The sequence below is a fragment of the Occallatibacter gabretensis genome (assembly GCF_001449115.1).
Lineage (GTDB): Bacteria > Acidobacteriota > Terriglobia > Terriglobales > Acidobacteriaceae > Telmatobacter > Telmatobacter gabretensis.
In genome coordinates this window covers 1,962,268-1,975,003 of record NZ_LAIJ01000009.1, presented here as the reverse complement: position 1 = coordinate 1,975,003, position 12,736 = coordinate 1,962,268, and the positions used below count along the sequence as shown (strand labels likewise).

7 protein-coding genes are annotated in these 12,736 nt (G+C 56.4%); 1 reads left to right on the top strand and 6 read right to left on the bottom strand.

The genetic code is table 11. From position 1 onward, the window contains the following. The first annotated feature begins 5 nt into the window (after window positions 1-5). A complete protein-coding gene (locus VO84_RS14585) occupies window positions 6-2,660 on the top strand; it encodes an ABC transporter permease (RefSeq protein WP_058188315.1) in 2,655 nt (884 codons plus the stop codon). A gap of 34 nt (window positions 2,661-2,694) precedes the next feature. Here the strand turns inward: VO84_RS14585 and VO84_RS14580 are convergent, their stop codons facing one another. The 6 genes from VO84_RS14580 to VO84_RS14555 form a co-directional block, all read right to left on the bottom strand. Further along, window positions 2,695-4,518 carry a glycoside hydrolase family 16 protein gene (locus tag VO84_RS14580; RefSeq protein WP_058188314.1) on the bottom strand — a complete coding sequence of 608 codons (1,824 nt, stop codon included), beginning with the start codon at window positions 4,516-4,518 and terminating at the stop codon, window positions 2,695-2,697. Window positions 4,519-4,777: 259 nt separating this feature from the next. Next, entirely contained in the window at window positions 4,778-5,674 is an 897-nt protein-coding gene (locus VO84_RS14575; protein ID WP_058188313.1) for a glycoside hydrolase family 16 protein, read from the bottom strand. A gap of 103 nt (window positions 5,675-5,777) precedes the next feature. Next, complete coding sequence (locus VO84_RS14570; protein ID WP_058188312.1) at window positions 5,778-8,330, bottom strand: beta-glucosidase; 2,553 nt, start codon at window positions 8,328-8,330, stop codon at window positions 5,778-5,780. 74 nt (window positions 8,331-8,404) lie between these two features. Continuing rightward, a complete protein-coding gene (locus VO84_RS14565) occupies window positions 8,405-9,826 on the bottom strand; it encodes an MGH1-like glycoside hydrolase domain-containing protein (RefSeq protein ID WP_058188311.1) in 1,422 nt (473 codons plus the stop codon). 30 nt (window positions 9,827-9,856) lie between these two features. Beyond that, window positions 9,857-11,650, bottom strand: coding sequence for a CRTAC1 family protein (locus VO84_RS14560; RefSeq protein WP_058188310.1), 1,794 nt, complete (start codon window positions 11,648-11,650; stop codon window positions 9,857-9,859). Continuing rightward, window positions 11,647-12,642, bottom strand: coding sequence for a tetratricopeptide repeat protein (locus VO84_RS14555; RefSeq protein WP_058188309.1), 996 nt, complete (start codon window positions 12,640-12,642; stop codon window positions 11,647-11,649). Before VO84_RS14555 ends, VO84_RS14560 begins: the two co-directional genes overlap by 4 nt. Between the last annotated feature and the right edge of the window lie 94 nt (window positions 12,643-12,736).

The window sequence follows — 12,736 nt, the reverse complement described above, 5'->3', positions numbered from 1 at the left end:
CTGTCATGCTGAATGATTTGCGCTATCGCGTGCGTGCGCTGTTTCTGCGCAAGGCTGTGGAAGATGAGCTCGAAGAAGAGCTTCGCTTTCACTTTGACACAGAAGTAGAGAAGCACATGCGCGCGGGCATGACGCAGGAAGAAGCGAAGCGCCGCGCGCGGATTGTTTTTGGCGGGCATGAGCAGGTAAAGGAAGATTGCCGCGAGGCACGGGGGACGAGCGTGATTGAGACGACGATTGAGGATGCGAAATATGCGCTGCGGCAGCTTTGGGCGAATCCTACTTTTTCGCTGGTGATGATTTTGACGCTTGCTCTCAGCATTGGTGCGAACAGTGCAATTTTCAGCGTGATTAACGGCGTGCTGCTCAAGCGTCTTCCATATCCGCAGGCTGAGCGGCTTACGCGCATTTTTCTTTCCAGTGCAGACTTTCCAAAGTTCCCGCTGAACCCTTTTGACTTTCTTGATTTTCGCGCACGCAATCGTTCGTTCGAATCGATGGCGGCTTTTACGCGTGGCGATGTGCAGCTTTCCAGTGCGAGCGAGCCGGTTCATCTGAGTGGGTTCTATGTCACATCCGGATATTTTCGTGTGCTTGGGTTGCAGCCGCAGTTAGGTCGAGAGTTTGATTTCAATGCGGAGATTCCGGGCAATGGATTGCAGGTGATTCTGAGCGACCGCGTGTGGCGAACCCAGTTCGGCGCGGATCCAAATATTATTGGCCGCAAGATTACGCTTGATACGCAGCCGTATATCGTGACTGGTGTCATGCCTGCGGGCACGGAACATCCGGGCAACAACTATCACGCGGTGGCGTATGGGGACAGCGTGGATGTGTGGCGGCCATTCCCGTTTGAGGGGAGCTCCAATCAACGCGGCTCGCACTTTATGGAAGGAATTGGAAGGCTGAAGGCCGGTGTGAGCGTGGGGCAGGCGGCTGCCGAGATGAATGCCATGATGACGCAGCTTGGACGCGAGCATCCGGGCAACGATACCGGCTGGACGTTACTTGTTGTTCCGCTGTACTCAGAGATCGTGGGCGCGAGGCAGCGCATGTTGTTTGTGTTGCTTGGCGCGGTGGGCATGGTGCTGCTGATTGCATGCGCTAACACGGCGAATCTGCTGCTGGCGCGCGCTTCAGCCCGTCAGCGCGAGATTGCAGTTCGGCTTGCCATGGGCGCGCCGCGGGTGCGTGTGGTGCGGCAGCTTCTTACGGAGAGCCTCATCCTCTCGCTGACGGGCGGAGTGCTTGGCCTGCTGCTTGCGCTTGGCGGGGTGCGCGCGCTTGTCGCATTGCTTCCTGCAGATTTTCCGCGGGCGCATGATATTCATGTGAGCTGGCCGGTGCTTGTGTTTACGCTGCTCATCAGCCTTTTGACCGGGATTTTGTTCGGCCTAGCTCCGGCGATGCAGGCTTCGCATACTGACCCGAAGAAGGGATTGCAGGGCAGCAGAACTACGACTGCCAGCCGGCATCAGAACCGGCTGCGGAGTGCGCTGGTGATTGCTGAGGTGAGTATGGCCAGTGTGCTGCTGGTGGGGGCGGGACTGATGCTGCGCACATTTCTCAACCTTGTGCATCTTGATCCCGGTTTTCATGAAGAGAATGTGCTGACTGCCAATCTCTCTCTGCCGCATGCTCAATACAAAACCGACGAGCAGACGGCGCAATTCTATGACAATCTCACGAACAGTCTGAATACGCTTCCTGGAGTGGAGAGCGCCGGGGCCGGGAGCGATCTGCCATGGACCGGCTACGACGAAAATGCGGGATTCGGGATTGAAGGTAAGAAGCCCGCGCCGAACGACTACTTTCATGCGCGTTATCACAGGGCTACGGCGGGCTACTTCAGCGCTATGCAGATTCCACTTCTGGAGGGACGTTTCTTTACCGAGGGAGACAGAAAGGGAGCCCGTGCTGTAATAGTCGTCAACCGTGCGCTTGCGCAACGCTACTGGCCGAATGAAGACGTGGTTGGGAAGCGCATCACATTTGAGGACGAGCCTAAGACAGATGCGGACTGGCTGACGATTGTGGGGGTTGTTGGCAATGTAAAGGACCAGCCAAACAGCACGGGTGCAGAGCCGGCATTCTGGTGGCCGGAACTACAGCGGGCGCAGCTGGATATGTCAGTTGTGATTCGCACGCGCTCCGATGCACGGCAGGTTGCAGACAGTCTGCGCGCGGCGGTGCACAAGCTGGACCCGGCGCTGGCAGTGGCCGATGTGAAGCTGATGAACCAGGTGACGGATGCGTCGATCTCCGCGCCGCGATTTACGTTTGTGATGGTGAGTCTGTTTGCGGCGCTGGCGATTGTGCTGGCTGGCATCGGGGCGTATGGCGTGATTGCCTACACCGTGGCGCAGCGCACACAGGAGTTCGGCTTGCGCGTTGCACTGGGCGCACAGCATGGAGACTTGCTGCGCATGGTGCTGATGCAGAGCGCGCGACTGGTTGTGCCGGGCATGATTGTGGGGCTGGCGCTGGCTTTAAGCATGGGGCGCGTGATGCAGGCCCTGCTCTATGGAGTGAGTGCCGCGGACCCGCTCATTCTTGCGAGCGTGGCCTTTGTGGTGCTGGTGGTGGCGTTGATAGCGTCTTACGTGCCGGCACGGCGCGCGGCGAATGCCGACCCGATGACGGCATTGCGGGCGGAATAAATTTCGCTATCAAGGATAGCTCTACCGATGGGATTTATTCGCTGCTTTTTACTTCAAAAGGAACAGTAATCTCTGAATGGGCGCCGCTCATCGTGGTTGCCGTGATCGTGACTTTATAGTGCCCCGGTGACGCTACGACCTTGCCCTTTTCAGCGAAGGTTTCCGTGGAAAGCGTGAGCGTGTCTTCGAGAGAGAGTGTGTCAGAGAAGTTGAGGACAGCCGCGGCTAGTGAGCAAGGCACGGTAGGTACATCGGTGGTGCAGGTCAGACGCACGCGGCCGGTGTAGCTGGAGGCGTGAAGCGAAACAATGCTGGCTGCAGAGGAGCCCGCCTTGACCGGCACCGATTGCCATTCGATGCGGGGTGCAGGCAGCGGTGGAATTTTATAAACGCGAACGTAATCCACCAGCATGTCTGCGGGATTTGGCGTGGTCGAGTCTGAGTTCCCTGCCCAATCGCCGCCCATGGCAAGGTTCATCATCAGATAAAAGGGATGATCGAAGACCCACGCTCCGCCTTCAGGAACATCGCTGGCGTCATGGACCAGGTAGACGTTGGCGGGATCGTCCACATAAAACTGAATCATGCCGGGAGACCAGATGACGCCGTAGGTGTGAAAGCTTGCGTCATCTACCCTGGCGCCATTCGGCAGCTTGAAATCGTGCCATAAGCCATTGGAGCCAAAATACCTTGGCCCGTGCATCGTAGATCGGATCATGGAAGGGCCAAGACCGTTGGAGCCCGGCGAAACGGAGACATTCTCTGCAATGTCTACGGAGCCGGAAGCGGGCCAGCCGACCGTGTCCTTGTTTGCACCGGCCATGATAAAGGAAGGCCACAAACCATTTCCGACGGGGAACTTCATGCGAGCTTCAATACGGCCATACTGAAAATTCTGCAGTCCTTTGGTCGTAACCCGAACCAGCGTCCAGACACCATCTGGATTTTTCTGAGCTCGAAGCACCAGATGCCCCGTACCATCGAGGAAAGCATTCGGACGTCGCGGATCACATTCTTTGGAATGACCGGCTTGAGGGGAACAGTAAACCTGTCGCTCGTTGGGTCCAATTCCAGCCTGGTCCTCGACGTCGTAGCCCCACCTGGCTGGGTCGGGAAGCTGCTGCGCGGTGCCGTCAAACTCGTCACTCCAGACGGGCTCTCCCCATTTGAATCCTTCTTTGGCGATTTGCGGCAGGCGGCTTGTCTGCCGGCCAAGCAAGAAACCGACGAAGAAGATTACCGACACCGCAGCCAAGGCGGCGACCAGCTTCCAGGCTGTCAACGGGTTCAGAGAAAAACCGTGCGGCGTGTGCGCAGGCGTCTGTTCGATATTTCCGGCTTCATGCGGAACTGGAAGATCGAGATTGTTTTGTCCGGCAGCGTTTTCGAGAGATGGTTCTTCGGGTGAAACTGCTTCCACTGAAGCGGTCCATTCCGTGTCTACGTCTTCGCGCTGCAGAAATTGCGGAATGTAGTGCCCAACGGGCAGCACAATCTGCAATTTATGCGCCTGTCCGTCGGTCTGATACAGGGTCTGAAGTTTCTTGCGGAGCGTCCGCGCAGTCACGCGCACGATGGGATCGACGTGCGAATCAAAGCTCGATTGCTTGCGGCCCAGGGCTTCAATGGCAATCGCGTGCTCGCGAATATCGCGCGTTTCACCGTTGAAGTATTTGTTGCAGATAAACGAGAGGAAGCGAACCAGATTGGTGGATCGGCTAATCTCCGGATGAGAAAGCACCCACTCCAGTTCTGCTCTTTCTTCTTTGAAATCCGGGGAAACGCCAGGATCCTGCCCCTCAGGCGACGTGACAATCTCGGAGCTTCTATGTCCCTCGCTGGATGTCTCGAGATGCATTTCGGTCTATTGCACCCTACCTGCAAAGGCGAACGCAACGAATGGCATCTGGACCGAAGTAACAGTGCAGGTCATAAGGATGGCGTTGAAGACGTTGGCCCTGGAAATTACGTGTTGATCATAGCATTTGGCAGTATCAATACGAAATTCGATTAGGTACAAGCTGTCTGGACACGACCTGAGCGCCTGAAATCTCAATCCAGGCCAGCGGATTGTCGGGTTAAAGGGATACGCCGGCCTTGACTGGAAGCTCGATTTTTCAGGGATGAGATGCTGTGTCCGTTGTGCTCTTCGGGCGGTAAACACGCACGTAGTCAACCAGCATGCTGGTGGGGAATGCCGTGGTGCCGTCAGGATTTCCGGGCCAGTATCCCCCAATCGCCACGTTCAGAAGAATGAAGAACGGGTGGTCAAAGGCCCAGTGTTTGCCGGCAGGAAGGTTCTTCACAGACTGCGTCTCAAACACCGTGTTGTCCACATAAAAGCGGATCTCCTGGGGATCCCATTCGATGGCAAAGACATGGAAGTTGTCGCTGAAATGAGCCTGCTGAGGGAGTGTGAAAGTGCCCGTCAATGGCTCACCACCGGAGTATCCGGGACCGTGCAGGGTGCCGTGCACGGAAGAAGGCTCAAAACCTACGTTTTCCATAATGTCGATCTCTCCGCAGTCCGGCCATCCTACGGTGTCGAAGTTATTGCCCATCATCCAAAATGCGGGCCAGATTCCCTGCCCTTTAGGTATCTTGATGCGTGCCTCCATTCGGCCATACTTTTGCTGAAACCGGCCCTTGGTTTCAATGCGAGCGGAAGTATAAGGATGGGAGAGGCCATCGGGCCCCTTGTAGTCTTCCTTCTTTGCTGTAATGACCAGGTTCCCATTGTCCTGGTGAATGTTGGCAGGCAAGCCTGTGTAGTATTCCAGCTCGCCGTTGCCGAAGCCGGAGCCGCCCTGAATCTGATGCCACTTTGCGGCGTCCGGCAAGCTTCCATCCGGACCGTTGAATTCATCGCTCCATACCAGCGTCCAGTTGTCGCCTGTGGAGGGCTTTCCATGAGATCCCTTTGCGCCGCTACTATGCGCGGCGTTCATCGATAAGAGCCAACCAGCGATGAGTACTGCAACAAGCCCACTAAGACGCGGGTTGATCCGAAACATTTTTATTCTCCATTTGCTTTTGGACAGCTGAGAACACCGAGGACGTTGTCCTCGATGTTCTCACTGGCTCTACACAGAACAGCGCGCTGTCCTGTGTATACGGCTACTTTTTCAGCTCAATTTCCGTGGTGAGAGGCGTGTTCTCTGAGGAATCTCCTACAGCGATGACAAACTTCCCCGGATCCCAGTTCCATTGATTCGCGCTCTCGCTCCAGTAAGAAAACGAGCGTTCATCCAAAGAGAGCGTGACGTGTTGTTTTTGCCCGGGCGATAACCGCACCTTTTTGAAGTTCTTCAGCTCGATCCGGGGCCGCTCGATCTTTGCGGACGGGTCGCCGACATAGACCTGTGCCACATCGGCGCTGGCCACCTTGCCGGTGTTGGTCAGGTCGAACGATACCTGCGCCGACGCATGGCCGTTTGTTACGCCGGGCTCAACCTTCAAGTTTGAAAATGCGAAGGTGGTATATGTGAGGCCATAGCCGAAGGGAAAGAGTGGCTTTTTGCCGGTCGTTACAAAGGAGCGATAGCCGACAAACACTCCTTCAGAGTAACGAACATGCGGCGTGGCGCCGGTAGGGACCACGGGAGCGTAGTAACTGTCGTGGGTAGGATTCTCTTCCCAGCTATGCGGAAAAGTGATGGGCAAACGGCCTTCCGGCGAGCGGACGCCGGAGAGGATATCTGCCAGTGCTGTTGTGCCTTCCTGGCCGGAATACCACTGATGCAGAAGAGCGGGCGTCTTTTCAATCCAGCGATGTGTGTCAACGTCGCCGCCGCCGGTGAGCACAACAATAGTTTTGGGATTGATGGCCAGCGCTGCTTCAATCAGCTCATCCTGGCCCCAGGGAAGCGCATAGGTGCGATCGTAGCCTTCGCATTCCGTTGTGCCATCGAAGCCGGCATCGACGATGATGACATCGGCCAGGGCCGCGATCTTCCGCGCCTCGACCGTGACAAGCTCATCAAGAGAGCGGATCGCAAGACCGGCCTGCAGGTTCGGTCCATTCGGCATGTAATCAAGCCGAACCGCGACGGTCTGGTTTGCCTTCAGCGGCAACTCAACCCATAGCGGTTCAATGCCCTCGCGTGAGATCTGTTGAATCTGCTGCTTGCCATCGACGTAGAGGTTATAGGCCCCGCCTCCGCCGGCAGTGGCCAGGAACATGTAGATGCCGTCCTTGGCGGGACGAAATTGTGTCGAGTAGCGGACGCCTTTGGGCGTGGGAAATTGCGCGTTCTCAGGATTCAGGATTGTGTCTACACGATCAACAAACCTGGTGGATACCGGCGTTCCGGAAAAATCGGCGTTATCAAATTGCTCCACCATGACGCCATGGCCCTGCGCCGCGGGAAGTTCAGCGGCGGCGATCTTTTCAGGCAGCATGAAGTTTGTTTTCGAAAGCATTTCGTCCATGGGGGGAACGCCGCGAGAATAGAGGACTTTAGCTTTGCCGGCAAAGTAATCGCTCAATCCCGTCATGAGGCTGGGCGCGGAATACGGCGTTACCTGCGAGCTGCCGCCGCCTCCTGTAACTGCAGGCCAGGCATCGGGCCCGAGCACGGCAATGGTTTTCACCTTGCTCATCTCAAGCGGAAGCGTGGCGTGCTCATTCTTCAGCATCACAATGCTTTCGCGCGCCTCTTCAAGAGCAACCGGACGGTTCTCCTGGCTATAAGTAGGAAGTGAATAATCCTGCTGGTCGTGATCGATGAATCCGAAGCGAATTGCTGTTCTAAAGATTCTGCGTATCTTGTCGTCGATGACAGACTCAGGAACCTTGCCTTCCTTGACAGCAGGAATCAGGACTTTCGCATTCATGAAGTTCGGGTCGGGCATCTCGATATCAAGCCCTCCGTTAGCCGCGGCCACGCCGTCGTATGTGGACCACCAGTCAGACATGAGAATTCCCTTGAAGCCCCAGTCCTTTTTGAGAATGTCGTTGTTCAGGTGCGAGTTCTGCGTTGCGTGCTGGCCGTTTATCAGGTTGTAGGAGTCCATGACGGCACCTACGCCGCCTTCCTTGACTGCCGCTTCAAAGGCGGGCAGATAGATCTCGCGGAGAGTCCTTTCGTCCAGGTCGGAGCTAACGTTGTGGCGGTCGTACTCCTGGTTATTTGCAGCGAAATGCTTCACCGTCGCAATCACGTTTTGGCTCTGCATGCCCTTGATATATCCGACAACGAGGCGCGAGGACAAAAATGGATCTTCGCCGTAATACTCGAAGTTTCGCCCTGCCATGGGAGCGCGATAAATATTGACTCCCGGCCCCAATACGATGTGCACGCCGCGCGAATGTGCATCCCGCCCGATGGCAGCGCCGACGCGCTGGGCCAGTTCCGGATCCCAGGTCGCGGCCATGCCGATTCCAGCAGTGAACGAGGTGATTGGTCCCCATCCGCGCACGCCGATCGGTCCGTCGGACATCTTGATGCGGGGAAAGCCAACTGCGGGCTCGGCGCGGATGAACAGACTGTCCTCACCGCCGATGAGACGGATCTTTTGCTCCAATGTGAGCTTTGCGACCATCTCATCGACGCGCTGTTCGATAGCCGGGCTGTCTGGAATCGGGCCCTGGGCAAATGTCGTCGCTGCGCCGGCTGTAGAGAAGAGGATGAGATAACTTAGCAGGCTTTTCCAGCGGTATTTGTGCATGATATGACTCTCCTTGAATGACTAACTGCAGTTATTAGGTATGGGTTGCAGCAATGATGGATGTGGCCGGCACTTCAGGCCACGTGAATGACGTGTCGTGGGCTCAGTTGTTCGAGCGCGATGGTGAGTATCACAGCGGACATTCCGAGGTTGGGTACACCGAGAGCCTCACCCGTATGTGAGTCATAGTGCTCACTGATGCCCACCTTGATTGCGTTATCGATCAATCGCCCTGCGAGTTGCCCTACCAGCTCACGATGACCAAATGACGCAAGTCCTTCCAGCGTCTGATACACCGACGAGGGCCACACATCGCCGCGCCAGAATCCGTCGCTCTTGTATTGCGGGTCCGCGGTATCGACGGATGGAATTGGTACGGGCGTGTTCCAGTGAGGGCTGGCCAGCGCGGATGCCATGCGCGCGGCCTGTGCGGTTGTGGGGATGCGAGCCTGCAGCGGAACCATGCCGCCGATTGTCGCGGTCGATATTTTGCGCAGGCCATCACGGCGAACGCCGAGGAAGCAGCCTTGCTGTTCATCCCACATATGGCTGCGCATGGCCGCAATTCCTTTGGCAACGATGGGACGACGGCGGGCTGCGATTTCTTTTTCGCCTGCGGCTTCAGCCAGGTTGATCAAGCTCTGTTCAGATAGCAACAGGTATCCCGTGTTGGCGGGAATATAGATGTCGCCGTACCAGAGGCCGTTATCGGGGCCTGGCTTTCTTCCCGGATGCGGCGTAAGCTTCAGCGTGTCAAGGTCAACCTCATTGTCATAGGTCTCGTAGCGCGCATGCAGCAGTGATCCATCGTACGCACCGACTGTGACGAGTCCTACATTATCGAGATCGCGCTCACGCCAGTACCAGTTGTGAAACGCCTCAAGATGCGGCAAGGCAGCGCGCACCAACTCAAGGTCGTGGTTGCGCCGATAGACCCGCTCCACTCCCCAGGCCAGTAGAGGCGCCTGTGAGTAACCCGGAAACGTGAGCCAGTCTTTGCCGGTGAAGCCGGGAGGGCCGCTGTCAGGCGCGATGAAGTTAGCAACCATGCCCTGCGCGTAATCCGGCTTCGCCTTGTCCCATCGCGCCTGCGAATCCCAGTAGTTTGCATAGATGCCACGGATATAATCCCGCTGGTCCGGCACGATGGCAAGCAGGTCCGTCAAAAACGTTGTGTCCCATATCCATTGGCCTACATAGATTCCGCCCGGCACAAGCCACGGATGTTTGAGAGGCGGCTCCGCTGCCTGCATGCGGCCGAAGATACAGTGTTCATACACATCCACGGCAAACCGCCACATCGCCGGATTATCGGTAATTAACAGAGGCTTTAATATCTGCTCGATCTGGCTGCGATTGAGCTTTGCTGCCTGGCTTGTAGCTGCGTTCGGCAGCGCGAGCGTCAGCGCCGTCGCGCCTAAGCCGCCAAGAACATCGCGGCGTGTGGGATACGCAAACGAAGATGGCTCGGCAAGATTCTTAGCAATATGCTTCATCAAAAACTTTCTCTCCATAATTTCGTTTTCTTACGCCGATGGATGGACCGGCTGCGTGGCGCATGGATGCTTGCCGCAAGATACGGCGGTAACGCCTTTGCCCTCCGTCACGGTGTAAAAGCGATCCGTGGAAGGTGGAACAATGGTCTGTTTAGCGCCAGAGGGCCAGCGAATCTCTACGGACTTTACGGAGTCTTCGTCGCCAAGTCCGAAATGAACGCGCTTATCGCTGGAGGATTCGTAGCTTCCGCTTGTGCTCACTGTTGCAAATTGTTTTGTCTTTGCCGTGGTAACGCGAACCTCCGCGCCAATGCCATCGCGATTGCTTTGAACTCCAACGAGCTGGATCGTGATCCAATGGCGCGCCTTGCTGGACTCGTTATGCAGGATGTAAGCCTGTCCATCGTTACCTGTCATCACCACATCCACCAGGCCGTCGTTATCCAGGTCACCTGTTGCAAGCCCACGTCCCGCAAATGGCTGTTTGGAAATATCGCCAAGGCAGGCGGAAGCATCCTGATACACGCGGCCAGCATTGCGCAGCAGCAGCGGAGGCTCCAGGTAATTCAGTTGCGGATTGTCTTTCTGAATGTCGACATTGACATGGCCCTGAGCAGCAATCAGATCCCTGACTCCGCGATTTCCTGCATCGAGCGCCTGAATGCCCCATGCTGAATGCGACATGGTCAATCGCGTCAGGCCCGCCGTGGAGCTTGCGTAGTCGAAGGTTCCGTTGCCCTGGTTCAGAAAGAGCGGATAGGTCTGCTGCGCGAGATCAGTGACCACGATGTCCGGCAGGCCGTCATTGTTGAGGTCCTCAAACACCACGCCCATGCCAGCGAAGTTGCGTCCGTTTTCGTCCGTGGCGACGTTTGCGCTCACGCCCGTTTCTTCAAATGTTCCGTTGCCTTTGTTACGGTAAAGAAATTCGTCCATCCCATCATTGGCGACATACACATCGATCTTGCCGTCGCGATTGTAATCCGCGATTGCGATACCGAGTCCCTTGCTGGGCTTGTCGATGCCAATCTTCCGAGCTACTTCTACAAAGTGCCCATGCTTGTCATTGCGATACACCAGCGGCTCAATCGCCGGAAAGACTTTGGGATCACAATAGCTCCGCACTCCATCAGGCGTCGGGCAATCCTTGTCGTCAAAGTCCCATTTGAAATAACGCAGAACCACAAGATCGAGAAAACCATCCTGATCCAGATCTACCCATGCCGCGCTGGTGGACCATCCTTCGCCGGCAACGCCTGCGGCATCAGTTACATCTGTGAAGGTTCCGTTGCCATTGTTGTGATAGAGATGATTGTGCGGGAAGCCGGTAACAAACAGGTCTTCATTTCCGTCATTGTCGTAATCGCCAACGGCAACGCCCATGCCGTAGCCTTCGCCGGCCAATCCTGCCTTTGCGGTTACATCTTCAAAACTTCCATCGGACTTCTGATGGTAGAGACGATTCCAGTATTCAGGGCCGCTTTTTTGCGGAGCCTGCTTGGAAGGGTTGGGATCAGGAAATGCCGCACCGTTGACGAGGAAGATGTCAAGCCGTCCATCGTTGTCGTAATCGAGCAGCGCGACGCCTGACCCCATGACCTCCAGCGGATAACTCATGGATGTATGGTTGGCGCGATGATGAAAGTTCACTCCGTAGGCAGCGGCCTTCTCTGTGAAATGGATTCCCAGGCTTTGGTCGCAGCTCTGCGAGTGGGTCATCTGGATTCCGTTGCAGAGGATGCAAGCCACAAGAGCCGCGGCTTTCCATGCAGAGGGATTGCAAAGTCGAGCTGATGCTACATTCAGCGCAGGCTTGTATCTCATGGAGCCGCGCTTTCTTTGAGCTTCGCGTACTGCGCCTGCTCAGCATCGGCTTTTTCTTTGGCTCCCAGCGTGCGATAGATTCTTCCCAGCATGAGATGCAGACGCGCCTCATGCGGCTGGATGCGGATAGCCGCTTCAAGTTCCGCGGCAGCCTCGCCATTGCGTCCTGTCTTCGAGTACGCAAGACCGAGCAGCTCGTGCGCTTCCGAAGAAGGCTGCGGAGCCTTTGCTCCCACTTGCAGGAATGGAATCGCATCCTGCGGCTGGTTGTTGTTGAGCAGTACGCGGCCCAGGCCCACAAAAGGGATCGAGTCTTTCACCTCGCGGTCCGCTTGCCATGCAATCGCCTGCCGGTATGCCGCCTCTGCGGCATCCAGATGCGCGAGGCGCTCATTGGCGAGGCCGATAAGCGCCTCAGAGGAAACAGTGCGCGGAGCAATCTCTAACGCTCGGTTCAAGGCTTCAATCGTGGATTCATAGTGCTGCGAGGAAAAACGGACATGGCCAAGCGCTTCCCATGTCGCGGCGTCCTGATCATTTACATCCAGAGATCGCTGCAGCCATTTCTCCGCTTCAGGCAGGTCAGGAATTGCGGCGCAATCCAGAGCAAATACCCGCAGATCGAATGCCGATAAATCTGCCAGCTCTGACTCGCGCATAAATTCCTTCATGGATTCGCGCGGCTGATGCTGACGGTAGAGAATCAATCCCATCAGAGCGTGCGCGTCTGCTGACTCAGGGTGCTGGACCAGATAGCTTTGCACGAGCGGCGCAGCATCATTCCAGTGCGATGTGCTAAGCAGGCTCTTTGCTTGGTCGAGATCACTTGCAGATACTGTGCTTGCATTGTCCGATTTTGCCTGGCCCGCCGCGGCAGCCTGCGCCAACGTGGCACGGCATGAACCAGCGAGCAGCACTACGATTGCCAGCAATGCGCAGAAGAATTGCGCACGACCACTGACAAAAGAGCGACGGCAAGTGGAATGGAACATCCATGTCTCCGTAGATGGAGCGAATACTATCGCTGAAAGGTGTGTGCAGGCCAGAGGCAGGCAGCCCATTGGATGGACTGCCTGCCTTTGGATC

Coding starts and splice junctions, on each gene's coding strand:
- VO84_RS14585 (WP_058188315.1), top strand. CDS start 6: ATGCTGAATGATTTGCGCTATCGCGTGCGTGCGCTGTTTCTGCGCAAG.
- VO84_RS14570 (WP_058188312.1), bottom strand. CDS start 8,330: ATGCACAAATACCGCTGGAAAAGCCTGCTAAGTTATCTCATCCTCTTC.
- VO84_RS14560 (WP_058188310.1), bottom strand. CDS start 11,650: ATGAGATACAAGCCTGCGCTGAATGTAGCATCAGCTCGACTTTGCAAT.
- VO84_RS14555 (WP_058188309.1), bottom strand. CDS start 12,642: ATGTTCCATTCCACTTGCCGTCGCTCTTTTGTCAGTGGTCGTGCGCAA.
- VO84_RS14565 (WP_058188311.1), bottom strand. CDS start 9,826: ATGAAGCATATTGCTAAGAATCTTGCCGAGCCATCTTCGTTTGCGTAT.
- VO84_RS14575 (WP_058188313.1), bottom strand. CDS start 5,674: ATGTTTCGGATCAACCCGCGTCTTAGTGGGCTTGTTGCAGTACTCATC.
- VO84_RS14580 (WP_058188314.1), bottom strand. CDS start 4,518: ATGCATCTCGAGACATCCAGCGAGGGACATAGAAGCTCCGAGATTGTC.